The 24,724-nt window shown below is 60.5% G+C and carries 20 protein-coding genes; 10 read left to right on the top strand and 10 right to left on the bottom strand.

Annotation, left to right across the window (positions count from 1 at the left end):
• Positions 1 to 267: 267 nt before the first annotated feature.
• On the top strand, positions 268 to 549 hold the full coding sequence (locus A6U98_RS19430) for a hypothetical protein (RefSeq protein WP_003542043.1): 282 nt from the start codon (positions 268 to 270) through the stop codon (positions 547 to 549).
• A 319-nt stretch (positions 550 to 868) separates the two neighbouring features.
• On the opposite strand, the gene A6U98_RS19425 is transcribed toward A6U98_RS19430, so the two are convergent.
• The 3 genes from A6U98_RS19425 to A6U98_RS19415 form a co-directional block, all read right to left on the bottom strand.
• Entirely contained in the window at positions 869 to 1,747 is an 879-nt protein-coding gene (locus A6U98_RS19425; RefSeq protein ID WP_064652055.1) for a Hint domain-containing protein, read from the bottom strand.
• Between the two features lie 305 nt (positions 1,748 to 2,052).
• On the bottom strand, positions 2,053 to 2,526 hold the full coding sequence (locus A6U98_RS19420) for a hypothetical protein (protein ID WP_064652054.1): 474 nt from the start codon (positions 2,524 to 2,526) through the stop codon (positions 2,053 to 2,055).
• A gap of 181 nt (positions 2,527 to 2,707) precedes the next feature.
• A complete protein-coding gene (locus A6U98_RS19415; RefSeq protein WP_003542037.1) occupies positions 2,708 to 3,712 on the bottom strand; it encodes a LysR family transcriptional regulator in 1,005 nt (334 codons plus the stop codon).
• Positions 3,713 to 3,983: 271 nt separating this feature from the next.
• Between A6U98_RS19415 and chvE the strand changes: the two genes are divergently transcribed.
• The 6 genes from chvE (at position 3,984) to araD (ending at position 12,301) form a co-directional block, all read left to right on the top strand.
• The gene (gene chvE / locus A6U98_RS19410; protein WP_064652053.1) at positions 3,984 to 5,048 is read left to right on the top strand and encodes a multiple monosaccharide ABC transporter substrate-binding protein; all 1,065 of its coding nucleotides are present in this window, start codon (positions 3,984 to 3,986) and stop codon (positions 5,046 to 5,048) included.
• A gap of 93 nt (positions 5,049 to 5,141) precedes the next feature.
• A complete protein-coding gene (gene mmsA, locus A6U98_RS19405) occupies positions 5,142 to 6,680 on the top strand; it encodes a multiple monosaccharide ABC transporter ATP-binding protein (RefSeq protein ID WP_003542034.1) in 1,539 nt (512 codons plus the stop codon).
• Positions 6,677 to 7,882 carry a multiple monosaccharide ABC transporter permease gene (mmsB, locus tag A6U98_RS19400; protein ID WP_064652052.1) on the top strand — a complete coding sequence of 402 codons (1,206 nt, stop codon included), beginning with the start codon at positions 6,677 to 6,679 and terminating at the stop codon, positions 7,880 to 7,882. Before mmsA ends, mmsB begins: the two co-directional genes overlap by 4 nt.
• Before the next feature lie 119 nt (positions 7,883 to 8,001).
• A complete protein-coding gene (araD1, locus tag A6U98_RS19395; RefSeq protein ID WP_064652051.1) occupies positions 8,002 to 8,997 on the top strand; it encodes an AraD1 family protein in 996 nt (331 codons plus the stop codon).
• A gap of 69 nt (positions 8,998 to 9,066) precedes the next feature.
• Positions 9,067 to 10,500 (top strand): aldehyde dehydrogenase family protein, encoded by a 1,434-nt coding sequence (locus A6U98_RS19390; RefSeq protein WP_064652050.1) that lies wholly within the window; start codon positions 9,067 to 9,069, stop codon positions 10,498 to 10,500.
• 61 nt (positions 10,501 to 10,561) lie between these two features.
• A complete protein-coding gene (araD, locus tag A6U98_RS19385; protein ID WP_064652049.1) occupies positions 10,562 to 12,301 on the top strand; it encodes an L-arabinonate dehydratase in 1,740 nt (579 codons plus the stop codon).
• 169 nt (positions 12,302 to 12,470) lie between these two features.
• Here araD and A6U98_RS19380 read toward each other — a convergent pair whose 3' ends face one another.
• Genes A6U98_RS19380 through A6U98_RS19370 form a run of 3 tightly spaced genes read right to left on the bottom strand, consistent with a single transcriptional unit; the run spans position 12,471 to position 15,658 of the window.
• Complete coding sequence (locus A6U98_RS19380; protein WP_064652048.1) at positions 12,471 to 13,295, bottom strand: transglutaminase family protein; 825 nt, start codon at positions 13,293 to 13,295, stop codon at positions 12,471 to 12,473.
• A 12-nt stretch (positions 13,296 to 13,307) separates the two neighbouring features.
• Complete coding sequence (locus A6U98_RS19375; RefSeq protein ID WP_064652047.1) at positions 13,308 to 14,249, bottom strand: alpha-E domain-containing protein; 942 nt, start codon at positions 14,247 to 14,249, stop codon at positions 13,308 to 13,310.
• Positions 14,249 to 15,658, bottom strand: coding sequence for a circularly permuted type 2 ATP-grasp protein (locus A6U98_RS19370; protein WP_064652046.1), 1,410 nt, complete (start codon positions 15,656 to 15,658; stop codon positions 14,249 to 14,251). Before A6U98_RS19370 ends, A6U98_RS19375 begins: the two co-directional genes overlap by 1 nt.
• A gap of 431 nt (positions 15,659 to 16,089) precedes the next feature.
• On the opposite strand from A6U98_RS19370, the gene A6U98_RS19365 reads away from it, so the two are divergent.
• Complete coding sequence (locus A6U98_RS19365) at positions 16,090 to 16,989, top strand: DMT family transporter (RefSeq protein ID WP_064652045.1); 900 nt, start codon at positions 16,090 to 16,092, stop codon at positions 16,987 to 16,989.
• Between the two features lie 122 nt (positions 16,990 to 17,111).
• Here A6U98_RS19365 and A6U98_RS19360 read toward each other — a convergent pair whose 3' ends face one another.
• From A6U98_RS19360 to A6U98_RS19350, 3 genes are all read right to left on the bottom strand, one after another.
• On the bottom strand, positions 17,112 to 18,845 hold the full coding sequence (locus A6U98_RS19360) for a DEAD/DEAH box helicase (protein WP_064652044.1): 1,734 nt from the start codon (positions 18,843 to 18,845) through the stop codon (positions 17,112 to 17,114).
• A 246-nt stretch (positions 18,846 to 19,091) separates the two neighbouring features.
• Positions 19,092 to 20,207, bottom strand: coding sequence for a DNA alkylation repair protein (locus tag A6U98_RS19355; RefSeq protein ID WP_064652043.1), 1,116 nt, complete (start codon positions 20,205 to 20,207; stop codon positions 19,092 to 19,094).
• A gap of 154 nt (positions 20,208 to 20,361) precedes the next feature.
• On the bottom strand, positions 20,362 to 21,390 hold the full coding sequence (locus tag A6U98_RS19350) for a LacI family DNA-binding transcriptional regulator (protein WP_064652042.1): 1,029 nt from the start codon (positions 21,388 to 21,390) through the stop codon (positions 20,362 to 20,364).
• 162 nt (positions 21,391 to 21,552) lie between these two features.
• Between A6U98_RS19350 and A6U98_RS19345 the strand changes: the two genes are divergently transcribed.
• The gene (locus tag A6U98_RS19345) at positions 21,553 to 22,500 is read left to right on the top strand and encodes a dihydrodipicolinate synthase family protein (protein ID WP_064652041.1); all 948 of its coding nucleotides are present in this window, start codon (positions 21,553 to 21,555) and stop codon (positions 22,498 to 22,500) included.
• A 196-nt stretch (positions 22,501 to 22,696) separates the two neighbouring features.
• The gene (locus A6U98_RS19340) at positions 22,697 to 24,082 is read left to right on the top strand and encodes an MFS transporter (RefSeq protein WP_064652040.1); all 1,386 of its coding nucleotides are present in this window, start codon (positions 22,697 to 22,699) and stop codon (positions 24,080 to 24,082) included.
• Between the two features lie 127 nt (positions 24,083 to 24,209).
• Here the strand turns inward: A6U98_RS19340 and A6U98_RS19335 are convergent, their stop codons facing one another.
• Complete coding sequence (locus A6U98_RS19335; RefSeq protein ID WP_064652039.1) at positions 24,210 to 24,518, bottom strand: hypothetical protein; 309 nt, start codon at positions 24,516 to 24,518, stop codon at positions 24,210 to 24,212.
• Between the last annotated feature and the right edge of the window lie 206 nt (positions 24,519 to 24,724).

The raw sequence follows: 24,724 nt of genomic DNA, 5'->3' as shown, positions 1-24,724 counted from the left end.
AATTCGGAACAAATAAACCGAATTGTCAAATTTCTGGAATTTTCATTCCATCTTCTCTGCGTCGCGTCAAGGCCTCGGATCTTTCACATTTGCAAGATTCGAACCAGAGCATTTCCGGTTCGGATTGAAGCGTTCTGCCGGAGCCGGCCGCTCGAACATTCGATACCGTTTGAGCCAACAGAATACTTTAATCTGGCCAGGAAAGGCTTTAGAGACAAGCGCGGCACAGGCCGAGGGCAGTGCGACATATCCGACCGCGGGGTAAAGATGCAGCTGATCGATCCGAACCATCCGGCATACCGGCGCCTCTGGGTGCGAGTTGCCATCGTTGCCGTCTGCTTCGGCTGGGCCGTGGTCGAGTTCGTCACCGGCGATCCGTTCTGGGGCGTGCTCGCGGGCGGGGCGGGCGCCTATTCCTTCTATATATTGTTCTGGACCTTCAAGCCGCAGCCGCCGGCCACCGAGCCGGCCGCGCAACCTGACGCCGAGGAAGAAGAAGGGCCTGCGGCGACCGCTGAAAAGCCTTCCAAGGACGGGCAGGCGGAATAATTAGCGGCCCAATCGCCGCAGGGCTTTGTCGATCAGCACAGATTGGCGAGCATCATCTGCTTCGTCGCATTGTCGCGAAGGGCAGGGGAACACTGTCGGGGGTGATTGGCGCGGGCGTGCTGGCCGAAACCGCCGGGGACGGCGGCAGTTGTCACGCCCAATGACGCGGGCGGGGACGAGCCGGCAGTTGACGAAGAGAAGAAGCGTGCCGCGATCTTTCCGATGCGCGCCACGCTTGACGTCTTTGTTTGATACTATCGCAAAACCGACGCACGGCTTCGCGTGCAGCCAGCCCGATCCCCGGCTCATTCCCTTCCTGTCAGAATGACAGTTCCTTGGCTTGCGCGTCGATCTTTTCGCAGGCATCCCCGAATGGATCGTGCATCGGTACCAGCGGCGAAACGCCGAGCAGGAGAAGCGCTTTCAAATGTGACCAGCCACCTCCCAGCAACGGCGCAAAGGATGTCATCACGATGCGTTCCTTGCCATAGAGACGCTCGTACTCCGGAAAATTGCAGAAGTTCTCGTGATTGCTGTTCTTCAGATGGAAGGACTCGGCCTCAGCACCTTCGGCAAGGATAGCTTCGTGCGTATCCAGCATGACGGCATAGTAATCGATCGATACGTCGGCGGCGGGAGTGACCGATGCAATCGTCTTGCCGTTCACGAGGTCCTTCACCTGGATCAGAATGCCGTTCAGGTGCAGCGCATGGCCAGGTGACAGATAGAGATCCGAATGGGGTGTGTGCCCGTCCAGCGCGTGGCGTGAAACCCGGATCGGCACGACGTCCTTCTGCCAGCGCGCGCCGCTCTTCTTGAAGCTCTGGCGGCCGACCCACTTTACCGGACGGGTGCTACCGTCAGGAAGGGCAACGCGATCGCCGATGCGCAGATCCTCGACAGGCTTCTCACCGCAATCCGTGAGGATCGCCGTTCCCCGCAGGAAACACTGTGGGCCGCTCCCGCTGCCGCCACCGGAGCCACCACTTCCGCCAGAGCCACCGCTCCCGCCAGAGCCTCCGTTTCCATCGGTGCCGCCCCGTCCCCAAAGCCGTCCCAGCGCGTTGGCCGGAGAGGTGGAAATTGCTGCGGCCAAGGCAGCCACGCCGGCAAGACGAGCACCCGCGGCGGCGGCTGCACTTAGAAAATGTCTGCGCGCGGTGTTGCGTGGCAGCTTGGGATCTTCCGTAGATGACATGTCGGCGCTCTCCTGAAAACATTTACACCGCCATATGTTACAATAGGTTGTATCGCATTCCATTCCGCTAAATAGCGTTACGACCTACCGAAAAGGGCGTAGGCGTGGCCTATTGGGGTCCCGAAATACGCTGTTGCCGGTACCAAAAAGCGGAGGATTTATCTGCTACCCGAACGCGAAAGAATCAAACTGAGTACAAGGGCATCGGTTGAATCGCAGGAAAACAGCCCATATGGAGTTCGCGAATCGAGCCGGAAACGGCGGCTCTTCCAGCCTCGGAACGTTTGCCTGCGTTCGAGAAAGCTTCAGCTATGCGGCAGGCGACGCATCGCCTCGTCGATCAGCAGATTGGCGATCATCATGCGCCTGTTGGCATTGTCACGGAAAGGCTCTGCGACGCCATCAGGGTGATTGGCCTTGGCAAAGGCGCGGCGTTTCTCGTTCAGCGTCTGTTGGGTATCGGTGGCAGCGATCGCCAGTTCCGCGGCAATCTCTTCCGGAGCGATGCGGGCGAGATGGTCCGGCATGACGGGTTCGGGTGGAGGCGCAGCCACCGGTTCCTCCGCGATCCCGGCGGCGGGATCGAGGTCCAGATTGTCGAAATAGGCCTGGCCGACACGTTGTGAGGCGGCCGAGACACCTTCCATGACATCGAAGGCAAGCCCGGTGGCAAGGCCGGGAACCCGATGGGCGGACGGCGCCTCGGCGTCCTCGTCCGTCCCGTCCTCCGCCTTCAGTCGCTCGAGGACTGATTGAAATACCGACTGTCCGAACAGCATCCGCCTCCCTTGAGAGCATCTCCGTTTTTCTTCGAATCACGGAAGTGCTCTATCTCCTTGTTCACGCAATTCCTGGGAAAGTCGCTTCGCGCTTTTCCCGGCAAAACCGCTGCACACTTTTGCTGGAATTGCTCCAGGCGCATTAAAGGCGGGCAAGATGGCGCAGGGCTTGCGGGTGTCGTCAGCCGGCCTGCTTGCGGCTCTCCTCGAGGATGATGTCGTAGAGCAGCCTTGCACTCGGCGGCAGCGCCCGTTCCCTCGCCGTGATCATGCTGTAGGGCTTGACGTTGATGTCGAAATCGATCGGCAGCATGCGCACGTCAGAGGCATTCGAGCCCTGGCTGGCAAGGAACTGGGCGACGTCGACGGCGACGGGAGCGATCGCATCGGTTTCGCAGATGATGGCGCAGGTGAGCAACAGCGAGGAGGTGTTGACGATGTTTTCGGGCAGCGCCACGCCACGCGATAGGAAAACGTCCTCGATCGTGCGGCGCAGCAGCGTGCCCGGCGGCTGGAACACCCAGTCGTAATCCCTGACGTCGGCGAGGCTGCTCGTCTTCTGCTTCATAAGCGGATGGCTGCTGCGCACGATCAGGCAAGCCCGCTCGATGCCGATCTCCGTCACCTCGAACAGGCGCGGATTGAGATCATCGGGAATGCGGCCGATGATGAAGTCATGGCGGGCGGCGAGCAGCTCGCGGGCAAGCACGTTGCTCGTCTCCACCTGGATGTTGATCTCAATGCCGGGATAGGCCTTGCGCACCTTGTTGATCGCCGGAACGACGAGGCTCATGGCCGGCGCCGTCACCGCGCCGATGAAGACCGAGCCGCCCTTGCCGCTTTTCAATTCACCGATCTCGCGGCTCGCCTCGCGCAGCTCCAGGAGGATCTTCCGAGCCCTTCGGGCAAGCGCTGCGCCAAAGGTCGTCAGCACCACGCCGCGCGCCACGCGCTCATAGAGCGACGTCTTGGTGATCGATTCCATTTCGGACAACATCCGCGATGCGGCGGGCTGCGAAATGTTCAGAACTTCTGCTGCGGCGGAAATCTGTCCGCTATCTTCGATTGCGACGATCATACGCAAGTGATTCAGCTTAAGTCCTGCACGTAAAAGGCTGTCATCGCCGAAATTATCGCTGTGGATATCGACATGATCCATCGAAAATGGCTCGGAAACAATCGTCATGGTTGCGGCCTCCTCACTGCGCTCCATCAAAAGTAATACTTTTTAACGATATACCAAAATTGTTATGCATATTACCACTTATTCTATTTGACAGTTATAGGAATCCATACCAGTTTGCCGCCGTGTGCTGGTTGGCACTCAACACGTGTGAGATCGTGGAGGAGACCTACTTCGTTTCTCACCATCTGAAGTAACTATCCAATACGGAACCTGCCACAGTTTCGGGGCGGGCGATTTTTCGTCCGCTGCTCTATTAACAAGGGAGAGAGAAATGAAATCCATTATCTCATTGATGGCTGCGGCTGCCTTCGGCGTCGCTTCGTTCGTTATGCCGGCAATGGCGCAGGACAAAGGTCTTGTCGGTATCGCAATGCCGACGAAGTCTTCGGCTCGCTGGATCGACGACGGCAACAACATCGTCAAGCAGCTCGAGGCCGCTGGCTACAAGACCGACCTGCAGTATGCTGACGACGATATTCCGAACCAGCTTTCGCAGATCGAAAACATGGTCACCAAGGGTGCCAAGGTTCTCGTCATCGCTTCGATCGACGGAACGACACTTTCCGACGTTCTCCAGAAGGCTCATGACGCCAACATCAAGGTCATCGCCTATGACCGTCTGATCCGCGACTCGGCCAACGTCGACTACTATGCGACGTTCGACAATTTCCAGGTCGGCGTTCTGCAGGCCGGTTCCATCGTTGACGCCCTCGGCCTCAAGGATGGAAAGGGTCCGTTCAACATCGAACTGTTCGGTGGCTCGCCGGACGACAACAACGCCTTCTTCTTCTATGATGGCGCAATGTCCGTCCTGCAGCCCTACATCGACAGCGGCAAGCTCGTCGTGAAGTCCGGCCAGACCGGCATGGACAAGGTCGGCACGCTGCGTTGGGATCCGGCAACGGCCCAGGCCCGCATGGACAACCTGCTTTCGGCGAACTACACCGACGCCAAGGTCAATGCCGTCCTGTCTCCCTATGACGGTCTGTCGATCGGTATCATTTCGTCGCTGAAGGGCGTCGGCTACGGCACTCCGGACCAGCCGCTTCCGGTTGTTTCCGGTCAGGACGCTGAAGTCCCGTCGGTCAAGTCGATCATCGCTGGCGAACAGTACTCGACGGTCTTCAAGGACACCCGCGAACTCGCCAAGGTCACTGTTGCCATGGTCGATGCCGTCATGTCCGGCAAGGAGCCCGAGGTCAACGACACGAAGACCTACGACAACGGCGTCAAGATCGTTCCGTCCTATCTGCTGAAGCCGGTTGCTGTCGACAAGACCAACTACAAGCAGATCCTCGTCGACGGCGGTTACTACACCGAAGACAAGCTGAAGTAATACGAGATGGCCGGAACCCGCGCTTGCGGGTTCCGGTCTTCGATTTTATGATCGCCCGGCCGCTCGACGGCCGGAGGCGTTGGAACTTTGACTATGGACAATACCATCCTCGAAATGCGGAGCATCACCAAGACCTTCCCGGGCGTCAAGGCGCTGGAGAATGTGAACCTCAAGGTTCGCCAGGGTGAAATCCACGCGTTGGTAGGCGAAAACGGGGCCGGCAAATCGACCCTGATGAAAGTGCTATCGGGCGTCTATCCGACAGGAAGCTATGAAGGCGACATCGTCTATGAAGGCGAGACGCGCAACTTCAAGGTCCTGAAGGACTCCGAAGAAATCGGCATCGTCATCATCCACCAGGAGCTGGCACTCGTGCCGCTGCTGTCGATCGGCGAAAACATCTTCCTCGGCAACGAAAACGCCAAGAATGGCGTCATCAGCTGGGAAGAGACGTTCAACCGCACGAAGAAGCTGCTCACCAAGGTGGGCCTGCGCGAATCTCCGAACACGCTGGTCACCGACATCGGCGTCGGCAAGCAGCAGCTCGTCGAGATCGCCAAAGCACTGTCGAAGAGCGTGAAGCTGCTCATCCTCGACGAGCCTACCGCTTCGCTCAATGAGAAGGACTCGGACGCGCTGCTCAATCTGCTGATCGAGTTCCGCAATCAGGGCATCACTTCGATCATCATTTCCCACAAGCTGAACGAGATCCGTAAGGTCGCCGACCAGATCACCGTGCTGCGCGACGGCATGACCGTCAAGACGCTCGACTGTCACACGGACGAGATCAGCGAAGACATCATCATCAAGAACATGGTGGGCCGAGATCTGGCCGACCGTTATCCGCCGCGCTCGGTGCCGATCGGCGAGACGATCTTCGAAGTGAAGAACTGGAACGCCTATCACCAGCAGCACCGCGACCGCCAAGTACTGCACGACATCAACGTCAACGTCCGCAAGGGCGAGGTCGTCGGCATTGCCGGTCTCATGGGTGCTGGCCGCACCGAATTCGCCATGAGCGTCTTCGGCAAATCCTATGGCCACAAAGTCAGTGGCGAGGTCTTCGTCAATGGCAAGGCTGTCGATGTAAGCACTGTGCGCAAGGCGATCGACGCCGGTCTTGCCTATGTCACCGAGGACCGCAAGCAACTCGGTCTCGTGCTCAGCGACAGCATCCTGCACAATACGACGCTTGCCAACCTCAATGGGATTTCGAGCAATAGCGTCATCGACGACATCAAGGAGATGAAGGTCGCGACCGATTACCGGTCGAAGCTGCGCATCCGCTCCTCCGGCGTCTTCCAGGAAACGGTCAATCTTTCGGGTGGCAACCAGCAGAAGGTCGTGCTGTCGAAGTGGCTGTTTTCCGATCCCGATATTTTGATCCTCGACGAGCCGACTCGCGGCATCGACGTTGGCGCAAAGTACGAAATCTATACTATCATCAACCAGCTTGCCGCCGATGGAAAGGGCGTTCTGATGATCTCGTCGGAAATGCCCGAACTGCTTGGCACATGTGACCGCATCTACGTGATGAACGAAGGACGCATCGTCGCGGAATTGCCGAAGGGAGAAGCAAGCCAGGAAACTATCATGCGCGCTATCATGCGCTCAGGGGAGAAGAGACAATGACTCCGGTCAACCCGACAACCGAGCATAGCAACGTCGTTTCCGTTGCCGATTACATCCGCGGCAATATTCGTGAATACGGCATGCTCATCGCACTCGTCGCGATCATGGTGTTCTTCCAGTTCTATACCGGCGGCATTCTCTTCAAGCCGGTCAACCTGACGAACCTTGTTCTGCAGAACTCCTTCATCGTCATCATGGCGCTCGGCATGCTGCTCGTCATCGTCGCCGGCCATATCGACCTGTCGGTGGGCTCGATCGTCGCTTTCGTCGGCGCGCTCGCGGCGATCTTCACCGTGTCATGGGGCATGAACTTCTGGCTTGCCGGCCTGATCTGCCTGATCGTGGGCGGCATCATCGGCGCGGCGCAGGGCTATTTCATCGCCTATCACCGCATTCCGTCGTTCATCGTGACGCTTGCCGGCATGCTTGTTTTCCGCGGTCTGACACTGACGGTCCTGAACGGCAAGAATATCGGTCCGTTCCCGAAGGAGTTCCAGGTTATCAGCACCGGCTTCCTGCCGGGCGGCATGATCGACATTGCCGGCACACCCGTGCAGTCGACCTCGCTGATCCTGACCGTGATCCTGCCCGTCATCCTCTTCTACCTCGCCTGGCGCCGCCGCAAGGTGAACGAAGACCACGGGATCGATGTCGAGCCGATGGGCTTCTTCATCGTCCAGAACCTGGTCGTTTCGCTCGCCATCCTGTGGATCGGCTATCAGCTCTCCACCTATAAAGGCCTGCCGAACGTTCTCGTCGTCATGCTGGTGCTGATTGCGATCTACGCCTTCATCACCCGCCGGACCACGATCGGCCGTCGCATCTATGCGATGGGCGGCAATTCGAAGGCGACCAAGCTTTCAGGCATCAATACCGAGCGGCTGAGCTTCTACACATTCGTCAATATGGGCGTGCTTGCAGGCCTTGCCGGCATGATCATCGCGCTGCGCCTGAACTCGGCAACGCCGAAGGCCGGCGTCGGTTTCGAACTCGACGTCATTGCGGCCTGCTTCATCGGCGGCGCCTCGGCGTCCGGCGGCGTCGGCAAGATCACCGGTGCGGTCATCGGCGCGTTCATCATGGGCGTCATGAATAACGGTATGTCGATCGTCGGGCTCGGCATCGACTTCCAGCAGATGGTGAAGGGCCTCGTGCTTCTCGCCGCAGTGTTCTTCGACGTTTACAACAAGAACAAGGGCTGAGCGCTTCAAGGGCGCCAGCCAGGCATTCGCAGTCCTATGAATGATGGATTCCGGCTCCTGATGGAGCCGGACAGGCGGAGCTTTTTCCTGTCTTCGCCGAAACGAGAAGGATCGAAGACGTGCTTATTTCACAGATCAAGGGTGCAAACGGAGAGATCATCGTCGCCGTGCGTGAGCAGGGCGGCGCTGCAAGGTCGGTCAAGAATGCCGTCAGCGTCTATGCGCTGGCGATGGAGGCCGCAGACGGCGGCAAGCCTCTTGCCTCGGTCATCGAAGCGCATGGCTACAGCGATGCCGTCGATCTTGAGAAGGCCTATGCGGAAGGCCGTTTCCTTTCGCCGATCACTCATCCAGATGCCGCGCACCTGCATCTGACCGGCACCGGCCTGACGCATTTGGGCTCGGCGGCAACGCGCGATTCGATGCACAAGAAGACCACCGAAGCCGCCGAGGAAACCCTGACGGACTCGATGAAGATGTTCAAGATGGGCCTTGAGAACGGCAAGCCGAAGGCCGGCGAAAAGGGCGTCCAGCCCGAATGGTTCTACAAGGGCAACGGCCATGGCGCTGCAGCCCCCGGCGCCCCGCTGATCTCGCCTTCCTTCGCGCTCGACGGCGGCGAGGAGCCGGAGATGGCCGGCATCTACGTGATTGCCAAGGACGGCGCGCCCTTCCGTATCGGTTTTGCGCTGTCGAACGAATTTTCCGATCATGTCACCGAGCGGATCAACTATCTGTATCTCGCCCATTCGAAGCTGCGCCCGGCCAGCTTCGGCCCGGAAATCCGCGTCGGCGCGGCACCGGAGGATATTCGCGGCACCTCGCGTATCAAACGCGGCGACAAGGTGATCTTCGAAAAGCCGTTCCTATCAGGCGAGGCGAACATGTCGCACACCTTCGCCAATCTGGAATATCACCATTTCAAATATGGCCTCTTCCGTGCCCCGGGCGATGTTCACGTCCATATGTTCGGCACGGCGACCCTTTCCTTTGCCGACGGCGTCAAGACCGAAGAGGGCGACGTCTTCGAGATCGAAGTGGCCGAATTCGGCCTGGCGCTCCGCAACCCGCTGAAGGTGGCCGCCGAGGAAGAGATCGCCGTCAGGCAGCTCTGAATTCAAGACCTGGCCGCATTCGGCGGCCGGCTCTTTGCTCGTAAACGGTAAAGGAGGCTTGTTAAGCCCATGACCATTTATCAAAACCTGATCGCCGGCGAATGGGTCGGCTCGAACGCGACGAAGAATATCAACCCGTCGGATACGAATGAGGTCGTCGGCCTCTACGCCGACGGCAGCGCAGATGACACGAGAAATGCCATCGCTGCCGCCAAGGCCGCCTTCCCAGCATGGTCGCGCTCCGGCATCTGGGAGCGCCACGTCATCCTGAAGAAGACGGGCGACGAGATCATGGCGCGCAAGGACGAACTGGGCGCGCTGCTTGCCCGCGAAGAGGGCAAGACGCTGCCGGAAGCCACCGGTGAGGTGATCCGCGCGTCGCAGATTTTCGAATTCTTCGCTGGTGAAGCGCTCAGGCTGGCCGGTGAAGTCATTCCGTCGGTTCGCCCGAATATCGGCGTCGAGATCACCCGCGAGGCCCTCGGTGTCATCGGCATCATCACGCCGTGGAACTTCCCGATCGCCATTCCCGCCTGGAAGATCGCGCCGGCGCTCTGCTACGGCAACACCATCGTCTTCAAGCCCGCCGAACTGGTGCCCGCCTGTTCCTGGGCGATCGTCGATATTCTCAATCGCGCCGGCCTGCCGAAGGGCGTGCTGAACCTCGTCATGGGCAAGGGCTCGGTCGTCGGCCAGGCCATGCTCGAAAGCCCCGACGTTCACGGCATCACCTTCACCGGTTCCACCGGCACCGGCAGGCGCGTCGCCGCCGCCTCCATCGAGCATAACCGCAAGTTCCAGCTGGAAATGGGCGGCAAGAACCCGATGGTCGTGCTCGACGATGCCGATCTCAACGTCGCCGTCGAGGCGGCCGCCAATTCCGGCTTCTTCTCCACAGGCCAGCGCTGCACGGCGTCGTCGCGCCTGATCGTCACCGAAGGCATTCACGACAAGTTCGTCGCAGCGCTCACCGACAAGTTGAAGACGCTGGTGGTCGACAACGCGCTGAAGGCCGGCACCCACATCGGCCCTGTCGTCGATGAGCGGCAGCTGAAGACCGACACCGACTATATCGAGATCGGCAAGTCGGAAGGCGCCAAACTCGCCTTCGGCGGCGAGGTCATCTCGCGCGAAACGCCCGGCTTCTACCTGCAGCCGACGCTGTTTACCGAAGCGACCAACCAGATGCGCATTTCGCGCGAGGAGATCTTCGGGCCTGTGGTCTCGGTGATCCGGGCGAAGGATTACGACGAGGCGCTTGCCATCGCCAACGACACGCCGTTCGGCCTTTCGGCCGGCATCGCCACGACCAGCCTGAAACATGCGACGCACTTCAAGCGCAATTCCGAGGCTGGCATGGTGATGGTCAACCTGCCGACGGCAGGCGTCGATTTCCACGTGCCGTTCGGCGGCCGCAAGGGCTCGTCCTACGGCCCGCGCGAGCAGGGCAAGTACGCCGCCGAATTCTATACAACCGTCAAAACCGCCTACACCCTGGCTTGAGACAAGTGCGATAACCTGGGCCGTACGAGGCGGTCCGGCGATATCCTGAAGGATAGAGACGATGAAAAAGAAAGCGGAATGGCCGCGCAGGCTGAGGTCGCAGGAATGGTACGGCGGTACGAGCCGCGACGTGATTTATCACCGCGGCTGGCTTAAGAACCAGGGTTATCCGCACGACCTGTTCGACGGCCGGCCGGTGATCGGCATCCTCAACACCTGGTCGGATATGACCCCGTGCAACGGTCATCTCAGAGAGCTCGCCGAGAAGGTGAAGGCGGGCGTATGGGAGGCTGGCGGCTTCCCGCTTGAGGTGCCGGTGTTCTCGGCATCCGAAAATACCTTCCGCCCGACCGCGATGATGTACCGCAATCTTGCCGCGCTGGCAGTAGAAGAGGCGATCCGCGGCCAGCCGATGGATGGCTGCGTATTGTTGGTCGGCTGCGACAAGACCACGCCGTCGCTTATCATGGGGGCGGCTTCCTGCGATCTGCCTTCGATCGTCGTTACAGGCGGGCCGATGCTGAACGGCTATTTCCGCGGTGAACGGGTCGGCTCGGGCACACATCTGTGGAAATTTTCCGAGATGGTGAAGGCCGGCGAGATGACGCAGGCCGAATTCCTCGAGGCCGAGGCCTCGATGAGCCGTTCGTCTGGCACCTGCAACACCATGGGCACCGCCTCCACCATGGCTTCCATGACCGAGGCGCTCGGCATGGCACTGTCAGGCAATGCTGCGATCCCGGGCGTCGATTCCCGCCGCAAGGTCATGGCGCAGCTGACTGGCCGGCGTATCGTGCAGATGGTCAAGGACGACCTGAAGCCCTCCGAGATCATGACGAAGCAAGCCTTCGAGAATGCCATCCGCACCAACGCGGCCATCGGCGGATCGACCAATGCCGTCATCCACCTGCTCGCCATCGCCGGCCGTGTCGGCATCGATCTTTCGCTTGATGACTGGGATCGCTGCGGTCGTGACGTCCCGACCATCGTCAACCTGATGCCGTCGGGCAAGTACCTGATGGAGGAGTTCTTCTATGCCGGCGGCCTGCCGGTGGTGCTGAAGCGGCTCGGCGAAGCCGGTCTGCTGCACAAGGATGCGCTGACGGTATCCGGCGAGACCGTCTGGGACGAGGTCAAGGACGTCGTCAACTGGAACGAAGACGTTATCCTGCCGGCCGAAAAGGCGCTGACAGCGTCGGGCGGCATCGTCGTGCTGCGCGGCAACCTCGCGCCGAAGGGCGCGGTGTTGAAGCCTTCGGCGGCTTCGCCGCATCTGCTGGTGCACAAGGGCAGGGCTGTTGTCTTCGAGGACATCGACGACTACAAGGCTAAGATCAACGACGATAACCTCGACATCGACGAAACCTGCATCATGGTCATGAAGAACTGTGGGCCGAAGGGCTATCCCGGGATGGCTGAGGTCGGCAATATGGGGCTGCCGCCGAAGGTGCTGAAGAAGGGCATCCTCGATATGGTGCGCATTTCCGACGCCCGTATGTCCGGAACGGCCTACGGCACTGTCGTCCTGCACACCTCGCCGGAAGCGGCGGTCGGCGGACCGCTGGCGGTCGTGAAAAACGGCGACATGATCGAGCTGGATGTGCCGAACCGTCGTCTGCATCTCGACATTTCCGAGGAGGAACTGGCACGGCGGCTCGCCGAATGGCAGCCGAACCACGATCTGCCCACATCAGGCTATGCCTTCCTGCATCAGCAGCATGTCGAAGGGGCAGATACCGGCGCCGACCTCGACTTCCTCAAGGGATGTCGCGGAAACGCTGTCGGCAAGGATAGCCACTAGTCGGATTATCCAAGATTGGAAAAGGCGGGGCATCACCCCGCTTTTTTCTTGTCCGCCGGTTTTCCCAGGCTAACGGCAATCAGCCGTTTGAGATCGCCATGCGGTGATCCTCGTCGACGCCATGTTCGAAGAGCGCACGGATCGCCGGCCATTTGTCTTTGCGGTACGCTCAACTCTGGCTCTGGCTTTGCATCTGCCCGCCGTCCTCGACCTTCACGGTGACCGATAGCGTTTCGCCCGGCGTGCCAATGCGCATGCCTGAAATCGGCGCGGCGTCGCGATAGCAGAGGCCGGAGGCGACTCTGATGTAACGGGCATCCGGGCAGATCTCGTTGGCGGGATCGAAGCCGACCCAGCCGAGGCCGGGAATATGCGCCTCTGCCCAGGCATGGGTCGCCGCCTGTTCGATCTTTTCCTCCATCATCAAATAACCGGAGATGTAACGCGCCGGCACCTGCAGGGCGCGGGCGGCGGCAATGAAGATGTGCGCATGGTCCTGGCAGACGCCGCTCTTCCTCTCCAGCGCCTGTTCGGCCGTCGTCTCGGTGTTGCTGGTGCCGGGCTTATAATCGACCGTCTCATGGATCGCCGCCATCAGCGCATGCATGCGGGCAAGCTCATTGTCACCGCTGACGCCCTTGATCAGTTCTTTCACCAGCTTGCCGCCCTTGGTCAGCGGCGTGTCGCGCAGGAAGAGCCAAAGCGGGCAGAAGCCGGTATGCGGGCCGGTGACGCCGTTATTGTCCTCCGTCTCGACCTCGCCTTCGGCGAGGATGCGCGTCACATCCTGTTCGCCTTCCAGCGAGACCAGATTGACGTGATTGCCATACTGGTCGTCATATTCCACCTCGGGCGTGGCGCCCTCGACGTTCAGCGCCCAGCCGAGCACTTTCTGAGCTGATGTCGTCGGCGGCGTCAGCCGCAGCCTTTGCAGCGAGAACTGCGTCGGTCCGTCGTAGCGGTATTCGGTGAGGTGGCTGATCTTCAGTCTCATGTTGTTATCCGCTTATACATAGAACCGGTAGCCGTCGGAAATTTCCGCGCCGAGCTTGTTGTTGCGCGAGACGAAATCCTCCAGGAACTCGTGCAGGCCCTGATCCATGATATCCCGGATCGCCCCCGTCTGCAGCGTGGTGCGGATTGAATCCGCGGTATCGTGGGCAGGAAGCCGCTCCTCGTAATCCTGGGCGAGATAGCCGAGATTACTGACGATCTTCTCGTAGCAATAGGCAAGCGAGCGCGGCATCTGGACATTGAGGGTCAGGAAGTCGGCGATGTTCATCGCCCGGTATTCGCCGTCATAGGCCCAGCTATAGGCGCGGTGGGCGGAGACCGAGCGCAGGATCGATTCCCACTGCACATTGTCGAGAGAGGAGCCGACGGCCGAGACCGAGGGCAGCAGCACGTAATATTTCACGTCGAGGATGCGGCTGGTATTGTCGGCCCGCTCGATGAAGGTGCCGATGCGGGCAAAATTATAGAGCTCGTTGCGCAGTGTCGAGCCATGGAAGGCGCCGCGAATGAGGCCGGCGCGGCGCTTGATGACATCGATCACCTCTGGCATTTCGGCCGCCTTGACGCGCTTTTCGAGCAGCGACTTCAAGTCGATCCAGCATTCGTTGGTGGCTTCCCACGTCTCACGTGTCAGCGCCGTGCGCACCATGCGGGCATTGTTGCGGCCGGAATCGATGCAAGACATGACGCTCGACGGATTGGTGCGATCGCGCAGGAGATAGTCGATCGCGTCGGCGTTGGTCAGCTTGCTGTGGCCTTCGTCATAAGCCTCGCGCACGCCCGCGCTTTGCAGCACGCCATCCCAATTGTCATCGCCAGTGCTGCTGCGGGTGAGCGACATGCGCAACCCCGCATCGATCAGGCGGGCTATATTTTCGGCGCGCTCGATGTAACGAAACATCCAGTAGAGGCCGTTTGCTGTTCTTCCGAGCATCAGTCCTCCAATACCCAAGTGTCTTTGGTGCCGCCGCCCTGGCTGGAATTGACCACCAGCGAGCCCTGCTTCAGCGCCACGCGGGTGAGCCCGCCTGGAATGATCTGTACCTTGTCGGATACAAGCACATAGGGGCGAAGGTCGACATGGCGCGGCGCGATGCCCTTGTTGACGAGGATCGGCACGGTGGAGAGCGACAACGTCGGCTGGGCGATGTAATTGTTCGGCTTGGCCTTCAGCTTCTCGGCGAAATCGGAGCGCTCCTTCTTCGACGCCGTCGGGCCGACCAGCATGCCGTAGCCTCCGGAGCCGTGCACCTCCTTGACCACCAGTTCTTCCAGATGCTCCAGCACATATTTCAGGCTGTCGGCTTCCGAACAGCGCCAGGTCGGCACGTTTTCGAGCAGTGCCTTGCGGCCGGTATAGAATTCTACGATTTCGGGCATATAGGAATAGATCGCCTTGTCGTCGCAAATGCCGGTGCCCGGCGCATTGGCGATGGTGATGTTGCCGGAGCGGTAGACATCCATGATGCCGGGAATGCCGAGAGCGGAATCGGCCCGAAAGGTCAGTGGATCGAGGAAGTCGTCGTCGACGCGGCGGTAGAGCACGTCGATCGCTTCGTAACCGCGTGTCGTCCTCATCTTCACCTTGCCGTCGATGACGCGCAGATCCGCGCCCTCGACCAGTTCGACGCCCATCATGTCGGCGAGGAAGGAATGCTCGTAATAGGCGGAATTGTAAATGCCCGGCGTCAGCACGGCGACACGCGGTTTGCCCTTGCAGCCGGGAGGGGCCAGCGAGGCTAGGCTCTGACGCAGTAGATAGGGATAATCCTCGACACGCTGCACCTTGTTCTCGTGAAAGAGCTCAGGGAACATCTGCATCATGGTTTCGCGGTTTTCCAGCATGTAGCTGACACCGGAGGGCGTGCGGGCATTATCCTCCAGCACGTAAAACTGGTCCTCGCCGGTGCGCACGATGTCGGTGCCGACGATGTGGGTATACACGCCGCCGGGCGGGCGGAAGCCGATCATTTCGGGGATGAAGGTGACGTTGTTTTCGATCAACTCGCGCGGAACGCGGCCGGCGCGGATGATCTCCTGCTTATGATAGATATCGTCCAGAAAGGCATTGAGCGCGATCACCCGCTGCTCGATGCCTTGGGCGAGCTTGCGCCATTCGCGGGCGGAGATGATGCGGGGAATGATGTCGAAGGGGATGAGTTTTTCGGAACTGTCGGCATGGCCGTAGACCGCGAAGGTGATGCCGGTCTTCCGGAAGATGTTTTCCGCATCGCGGGATTTGGCAATCAGATGCGCCCGGTCTTGGCTGTTGTACCACTCGAAGTATTTTTCATAAGGCGGGCGAGAACTTTCGTCCCCGGTAATCATTTCATCAAATGCCAAAGGCTCGGCTCCCCTTTTTTGTTCATTTGAATACAACGCAAATGGCAATGCAAGAACCATGCGCATTTCGGGGAAAAGATTTTGCGCTGCGGGAAACGGCTGAAAATCTGGGCATTTAAAGTGATGCGGTGCGGCATGGTGGATAGTGGATCTCGAGGCTTGCGCAAAATCTGAGCATGTGACTGTTTTTCGTTCGGCCTACTGCATAATTTCACCCTTAAATCGACTCCGCTTTAAGGGTGAAATATGCAGCAGTCAGAGTGCTACAACGTCCTTTGCGCCTCTTGAAAAGGCGCGCGGCGCTATGGGCGGTCCGGTCACCGGATCGCTGCCATCAGCGAAATTTCAGATAAGCATCAACGCTTCGCCTTTGACCGCGGCGGGCGGGTGGGGCTATCAGCACGGCAACCTCTTCTCTCCCGAGCCGCCCCATGTCCCTCGATCGCCTTGCCCCCGCCGTTTTCGTCCTGCTCTGGTCCACGGGCTGGGTGGTGGCGAAATACGCCTCGCTGCATTCCGAGCCCTTCACCTTTCTTTCGATACGCTACGCGCTGTCGGCGGCGGCATTCCTGGCGCTCTGCCTTGTGGTGCGGGCGCAATGGCCGAGCCGGGCGACGGCGCTGCGCGCCGTCTATTCCGGCTTCTTCCTGCATGGTTTCTACCTCGCCGGTCTCTGGTGGGCGATCGCGAATGGCGTGCCGGCCGGCATATCGGGCATCATCGCGGCGCTGCAGCCATTGCTGACGGCGATGGCAGCTCCCTTCCTCATCGGCGAGCGGCTGCAGCAGGCACAGAAGCTCGGCCTTGCCCTCGGCTTCATCGGCATTGCCATTGCCATTTCGCCGAAGCTGCTCGATCCGGCGACCGCCGATCTCACGCATGCCGCCCTGCCGCTGGCGATCAACCTGGTCGCTATGGCGTCCGTCACCTACGGCACGCTCTATCAGAAGAAACACCTGCAATCCGGCGACCTCAGAACCATCGCAACCTTGCAATATGTCGGCGCGCTGATCCTCACGCTGCCGCTTTCGCTAGTCTTCGAGCATCAGCATTTCGACGGCGCCGCGCAGGCCTACGGCGCGCTGGCCTGGTCGGTTTTCGGCCTGTCGATGGGCGGCGTCGGGCTGCTGCTCTATCTGATCCGCCGGGGTCAGGTGTCACGCGCTGCCTCGCTGATCTACCTGATGCCGCCAGCGGTCGCTCTCGAAGCCTTCATCGCCTTCGGAGAACCGCTGACCCTGCCGCTGATCGTCGGCACCGTGGTGGTCGTGACAGGCGTCTATCTCACGAATCGCAAGGCGTTCAGCGAGCATAGGCCTGCGGAGGTTTAGAGCGCCGTGCGTCCTTTCGGACGCACAAAGGACGCTCCAACACTTTGAATCTACGCACCGATGCGCTGGATAACAAAAAGGCCGGAGATCCCCGGCCTTTTTGCTTTTCAGTCGTTCAACGATCAGGCGCGTTCGCGGCGCTGGCCGCCACCGTTGCGGGAGCCGGAGCCACCGCGGCGATTGCCGCCGTTGCCGTCCCGGCGCGGTTCGCCGGCTTGGGCCTGCTGCGGGCCGCGGTCCTCGCCATGCTTGCGGGCCGGACGGCCATGGGCGTGACGGCTGTTGCCGCGATGATGACCGCTCGGCTCACCATTGGCATGGGCGCCATGATGGGCTGGACGCTGTGGCTTTGCAGAGGCGCGGAAATCGGAGGTCGAGGCCAGATCGTTGTCGGGGCCGAGATCCGGGGTCGCTTCACCGCGGCGCTGGCCGCGGAAGTCCTCGTTGCGGCTGGTCGGGCGCTCCGGACGCGGACGACGCTCCTCGCCGCCGGCGCGGACTTCGCTGCCTTCGCCTTCACGGCGCGGGCGGCGTTCCTGACGGTTGCCGCGATGCTCGGAGCGGTTCTGGTCGCCACGGCCTTCGCCACGACCCTGGCCTTCGCGACCCTGGCCGCCATTGCGATTGCGGTTGTTGCCATTGCCGTTGGCACGGCGGGGTCCGCCGCTGATGTTTGCCGGCGCTTCGCCGCTTGCGACAGTGATGTCGATGCCCATCAGGCGCTCGATATCACGCAGCAGCTTGGCTTCGTCGGGAGCGCAGAAAGCGATGGCGATACCGTCGCGGCCGGCGCGCGCCGTGCGGCCGATGCGATGGACATAGGCGTCAGGCACCTCAGGCAGGTCGTAGTTGTAGACGTGGCTGACAGCAGGAATGTCGATGCCGCGGGCGGCGACGTCGGTGGCGATCAGCGTCTTGATGCTGCCGTCGCGGAAGGCCTTCAGCGCCCGCTCGCGCTGACCCTGGCTCTTGTTGCCGTGGATCGAGGCGACGGAATAGCCGATGTTTTCGAGATGCTTCATCAGCTTCTCGGCACCGTGCTTGGTGCGCAGGAAGACCATGGCGCGGCCATCGGGGTTTTCGGTCAGCGACTTGCGGAGCAGTTCCGTCTTGTCGTTCTTGCCGGCAACGAAATGGACGTACTGCTCGACCTTGTCGGCGGCCTTGCCTGGAGGCGTGACCTCGACCTTGACGGGATCGACGAGATATTCGCCGGCAAGATCGGCGATCGCCTTCGGCATGGTGGCCGAGAACAGCATGGTCTGGCGCTTTATCGGCACCATCTTGGCGATCTTGCGCAGATCGTGGACGAAGCCGAGGTCTAGCATCTGGTCGGCTTCGTCGAGCACGAGATAGCGAACCGCAGTCAGCGTGATCGCGCGGCGATTGATGAGGTCGAGCAGGCGGCCGGGCGTGGCGACGAGAATGTCGGTGCCTTTTTCAAGCTGAAGCTGCTGCTTGTTGATCGAGACGCCGCCGACGACGACATTGATGCGTAGCGACGACTTGCGGATGAACTTCTTCAGGCTCTCGGCGATCTGGTTCACCAGTTCGCGGGTCGGCGCCAAGATCAGCGTACGCGTCGTGCGGTTGTCGGGACGCCGTTCGTCGGCAAGCAGCTTTTCGATCAGCGGCAGGCCGAAAGCGGCCGTCTTGCCGGTGCCGGTCTGGGCAAGGCCGATCAGGTCGCGGCCTTCGAGGAGGAGGGGAATGGCATGTTCCTGGATCGGCGTCGGCGTTTCGATGCCGAGCTGGAACAAAGTAGCGACGATCGGCTTGGAGACACCAAGCGATTCAAAATTAGTCAAGGTATAACCTTTCGGGGCGCCACAATGACTATCGCCGGAACGCACCATGCGATCCGGTTTCATTCTGGCGTCAAGAACCCCGCGTGAAGTGGGAACTTGTGAGTTGGAAAAAGCTTTCCAGCGCTTCTGGCCGCTCATGGGAGTGCGGCGCTCTATCGAAATGCGCTTTTGTCCCTTCTTCCTGCATCTGTATTTTTCAGCAGGGGCACGCTCACGCGGCGGCCGGAAGGGTGAAAGCTGACCCGCATTTGGGCTAGTTCGCGTGGAAAGTCAAGTGCAGTGCACAAGAAAGCCTCAAGCTGGGTCAGGTGAGGGCATGACGAGGACGAAGCTCTGTGATGCGGTCTCCGCGCCGTTGACGAGGATGGCGATGCGATGTTCGCCTGGATAATAGCGTCGCGTCGTGATCGGCCGTAGGGCGTGGCGGCGCCCAATTGTATGGCTTTGCCCCGGAGCGAGCATTATCGCCTTGCACTTGAAGACCTTGGGTGAGAGCGAACCGTCGCTCTTCACATGGTGAATGGCGTAGTCGATCATCAGCGACTGCGCTAGCTCGCCGGCGTTGGTCACCCGGATTTCGAAATCCAGCCCTTCGCCGAACATCACCTCAGCATTCCGGAGCCGCAATTCGCATTCGAGCGAAGCGGCCGCGGCGAATCCGAAATTGGCAAGCGCCTGCGCGTGGCCTTTCTTCAGAAGCGTGCGCGAGGCATGTTTCAGCAGCCAGCGGCGTTCGGATGAAGCGCCGTCGATATGACTGGCGATGAAGGCGGCGACCAGATCCGGGTGATCCTTGGCGACGTCGTTCAGGCTGTTGGCCACGGATCGGCGCACATAATCCTCCGGATCATCCATCAGCGCGGTCAGGATGGGCAGAATCGGCGCCGGATCCTTCACGAGCTGCGGCAGGCGCATCGCCCAGGGCAGGCGCGGCCGCGTTCCCTCGCTCGCCAGCCGGCGCACATGCTGATCGGGATCGTCGACCCAGGCTGAAATGATGGCCAGTGCGCGCTGCTGGTCTCGGTGGATAAAGGGGCGGATGCCGTATTCGGCTGTGAAATGCGGCGTCAGCGCCTTCAGGAGATCGAGACCGAGATCGAAATGATCGGGGCCGCGCGCGGCGATGAACTGATTGACCGGCAGCAGCATCCAGCCGGAGAGCCCCGGCCTGCCGGCGGCAGGCAGGCTCGCCTTCAGAATGGCTGCGGCCTCCCGGAAATCACCGGGAAGGGTGGCAAACAGCGCGTCGCGGATCAGGGCCGAGCGCTCCATCAGTTCCAGCGCTCGGAGGCCGTCGGTTGCCAGCATCACGAAGCGGTTGTTATCGAAGGTCGGCGCGTTGCCGGCAATGCGATCGGCCATATCGCCGACCAATGCTTCATGCAGCAGGTTCTTGAGCGGTTCCGGCATGCTGGTCCTTCCTCTTTATGCGACCGCCGCATGCCGGCCGCATGAGGGCGGCATGGTCTGGGAAACATCTGGCGATTTGCTGTCGGAGAATAGAGTGATCGCACCCACTCGAGCAATCGTGTGCAGATAGTGGGGTGTGCGTGTGGCGCGAGCTTTAGCGTATCGGTGCCGTCGATTTCCTTGGAATGAGAGTTGGGGCAGAGATCCGAATACGCTCGTCGGCAGGGCTGTTGTCACCGGAGAGAAGATCCAGGGCGTTTGATGCAATTTGCTCAAACGGCACCCGCAACGTCGTGAGCGGCGTGGGGAGGTGGCTGACAATCGGAATGTCGTTATAGCCTACGATCGAGATGTCCTGCGGCACGGAAAGGCCAAGTTTCGTCAGTCCCGACAAGGCGCCGATGGCGGTGTTGTCGTTGACGGCGAAAATAGCGGTTGGGCGCGGACTAAGATGCATTAGTGTCTCGACGGCTACCGCACCGGACTCGATGCCGAAAGTCGAGGGAATGATGTATGAGGGATCTGCATTCAGTCCAGCTTCTTCCAGGGCGTGCCGGAAACCCTCCACTCGGCCCCGCGAACTGGAGGCATAAGATGGACCGGCAATGACGCCAATTCTGCGATGGCCGAGATCGAGGAGGTGGCGGGCCGCGAGGTACCCACCGAGCCTGTCATCGCCGACCGACGAGAGGCTGTGGCCATCCGTCCGGAGGGCCAGGACATAGGGAATACCGCGTTTTGCCAGCTCGTCCGGAAAGTCATCGTCTTCCCGCGCTGTCGAAAGAATCAGTCCATCGACACCGCGCTTCAGCAGAGACTCGGCCGCAAGCCGGTCTGCCTTTGGCTTGTCGTCGGTCGTTGCGACAATCGCGAAGCGGCCACTACGGCTGCATGCCTTGGCCAGTGCTTCATAAAGCATGGCCATGACCGTATCCGTCAACCTGGGTACGATCACCCCGATTGTCATTGTGTTGCCGCGCCTCAGGCTCGCTGCAGAAACATCCCGAACATATCCCAGCTCTTCGGCAACCTTGCGCACGCGGCGCGCGGTCTCGCTGTCGGAGCGCGGAAGCCTCTCATCCAGAATGCGGGAGACGGTAGACTTGGAGACACCGGCTGCGGCAGCGACGCCGTGAATAGTGACGCGGGTCTGCCCCGGAACTTCATCCGTCTTTGAATTCATTGAGCCTTTTCCAATCGAGTCAGCAAGACGCTGCCGCTCTCTCAGCATGCACCAAAAAAGATATTGACTCCAGAGAATTCGAGAACGATAGTGGGAACGTTCCCGTAAACGATCCTATATCGATCGCGAGTGAACCGCGATCGCACGAAGGAGGAGACCAATATGCAGCCGATGGATATGCGCGGGCTGAGCCCGGCCCCCGTTACCGCTTTCACCCGCGACGGTGAAGTTGATCACAAAGCCAACGCCAAGCTCGCCAAATGGCTGGTCTCGATGGAAGGCGTCAAAAGCCTCGTCATCCTCGGCCATGCCGGCGAGGGCACTTTCCTCACGGAAGAGGAGCGCCTCGCTCTCATCCGTACCTATGTTGAAGCGGTCGACGGTGCCGTTCCGATCATTGCCGGGATTACCGGTGAAGGCACGAAGGTCGCTGCTGAAGAGGCCAGGAAATGCAAGGCTGCCGGTGCCACCGGCGCACTCGTCTATCCGAACCACGGCTGGCTGCGTTTCGGCTTCCAGAAGGGAGCGCCTCAGGATCGCTACAAGGCAATCTGGCAGGAGTCTGGCCTCCAGTGCATCCTGTTCCAGTATCCCGACGCCACCAAGGCATCATACGATCTGGATACACAGCTTGCGATTGCTACCCAGGAAGGCGTCGTCGCTACCAAGAACGGCGTGCGCAATATGAAGCGGTGGTATGTCGAAATTCCGGAACTGAAGAAAGCCAATCCAAAGCTGCAGGTTCTGAGCTGCCACGATGAATGGCTGCTGCCGACCATGTTCGATGTCGACGGTCTGCTCGTCGGTTATGGCAATATCGCGCCGGAACTGCTGATCGACCTGATCAAAGCCGGCAAGGCGCAGGACTATCCGGAAGCGCGCAAGATCTTCGAACGCCTTCTTCCGGTGACGCGTGCCGTCTATCACCGCGGCTCTCATATGGAAGGCACCGTGGCCCTGAAGCTCGGCCTCGTGCACCGCGGTGTCCTTGACCACGCTACGATCCGCGAGCCGCTGAAGAGCCTGGGCGAAAAGGCCGAAGCGGAGATCTTTGCTGCCTTCGACGCCGCCGGTATTGGTCGCGTTGACCAGTTGCTGGCTGCCGAGTGACCTCTTTGGCGCCCCTGCGCAGGTCGCAGGGGCGCATTCCGAGGGGAGGAGGAAACCATGGAAACTCGCCGAGGCAGACTTGAACGTCTTGAAGGCCATTGCTCCGACAGGACGAACTGACGCGCAGTAGCAACCATCAAGCAGGAGCGCCCCTGGCCGGGAGAGTGGTAGGCCACGGGGCGAGAAGGAGGAACCAATGAATGTCATGCAGCCTATGCCGGCTGAGACGGCGAATGCCGCTGATCATCAGGCCGAAATCAGCGCTCGTCTGGAGCGCCTTCCCATCACCCGCGAGGTATTCTGGGCGCGCAATATCGTCGGCGCCGCAACGTTCTTCGACGGCTACACGGTCATCGCCATCGCTTATGCCATGCCCGTCCTCGTCCGCGAGTGGGGCCTGACGCCCTCACAGACAGGCATGATCCTGTCGATGGGCTATCTGGGGCAGTTGATCGGTGCGATCCTGTTTGGCTGGCTCGCCGAGAAGATCGGCCGGCTGAAAGTTCTTCTGTTCACCATCCTGCTGTTCGTCAGCATGGATGTCGCATGCCTGTTTGCTGCCGGGGCCGGCATGATGATGGCCTTCCGTTTCGTCCAGGGGATCGGCACGGGCGGCGAGGTTCCGGTCGCCAGCGCCTATATCAACGAGTTGATCGGGTCGAAGGGGCGCGGCAAGTTCTTCCTCCTCTATGAGGTCATGTTTCTGCTGGGCCTCGTCGGCGCCGGGCTGATCGGCTACTTCATGGTACCGGTTTACGGCTGGAAGGCGATGTTCGTCGTCGGTCTCGTTCCGGCAATCATCATGGTTCCTCTGCGCTGGTTCCTGAAGGAATCACCGCGTTGGCTGGCTGCCAACGGCCGCTATGGCGAAGCAAACGCTATCGTCACCCGCATGGAAGAGAGTGCTCGCGCCGCCGGCAAGGAACTGCCCGAGCCGAAGCTTATCCAGGCGCCGGTCCACCGCAAGTCGGACTGGCGCGAGCTGTTCCAGGGCGTGTACTTGAAGCGGACGCTTTCCATCTGGGCAATGTGGTTCACTGCCTATACGGTTGCCAACGGTACGATCACCTGGCTGCCGACCCTGTATCGACAGGTCTTCAACCTGCCGCTTCAAACCAGCATCTTCTATGGGTTCCTGACATCGGTCGGCGGCGTGATCGCCGCTGTCATCTGCGCGCTGCTCATCGACAAAGTGGGACGCAAGCGCTGGTACACGGGGGCGCTGCTTCTCGCTCCCGTGCCGCTGCTGGCTCTCGCATGGCTCGGCGCGACCTCTCCTATCCAGGTTCTGGTTCTAGCCGGCCTCGCTTATGCGATCGTCCAGACCGTCACATTCTCCCTTTACCTGTACTCGGCAGAGATCTACCCGACGCGCCTCAGGGCGCTGGGAACAGGAACCGGCAGTGCCTGGCTTCGCCTGGGATCATCGGCCGGCCCGATCCTCGTCGGCACGGTGATGTCTTCCATGGGCATCCAGTATGTCTTTGTGAGCTTCGCAGCCATTCTGATCGTTGGTGCAATCATCACGATGTTGTTTGCGGTAGAAACCAAGGACCGCGTACTGGAGGAGCTTTCTCCGTAACGGTTTAAAACACGGTGTGATCGGCTTTGAACTGGCGGATGAAATTCCGCCAGTTTCGTTTGATTGCAGTTACGGCTAATGGATCGGCGCCCGCCGGAAGGTCAGGCGGCGCCGGACGCGGTTTCTGCTACTGCGGGCAGACTTCAACGCGATAGGGCTGGCCCCACCGATCATAGCGCCATTCGAGATGGCAATAGCCCGGCCGGTAGTAAGTCCGGTAAACGGGGTAGGGGCGGTAGGCAGGGTAGGCCGGATAGACCGGGTAGGCGGGACGGGCTGCCTCCGACAGCAGGGCGCCGCCGACGACGCCGGCGGCAAGGCCGCCCCAGAAGGCATCGCGTGGACGGGCATCGGCGGTGGTGGCGGTGGCGAGCGAGGCGCCGGCAAAGGTCAGCGCAATCAGGCCCGTCGCCATGGTCTTATGAAGAACGGACATGGTATTTTCCTTTCATGGGCATGGCTTCCATAAAGCCATGCCGGAGACTCGGCCCGGATCGCGGCGGCGCAATGGCCGTGCAAGCGGTTTCGGTATTAAATTTTCGTCATGATTTCAACGGATCCCGACGTCGAAAGGATTTATGACGGACGATCTTTCAGTCCCGTGCAAGCCGGGGCTGGTAATCTCGAATTATCTTCGGCTTG

The sequence above is a fragment of the Rhizobium sp. WYCCWR10014 genome, from assembly GCF_001657485.1.
Taxonomy (GTDB): Bacteria; Pseudomonadota; Alphaproteobacteria; order Rhizobiales; family Rhizobiaceae; genus Rhizobium.
Note: the sequence above shows the minus strand (reverse complement) of the source record. Positions and strands in the feature narration are given on the sequence as shown.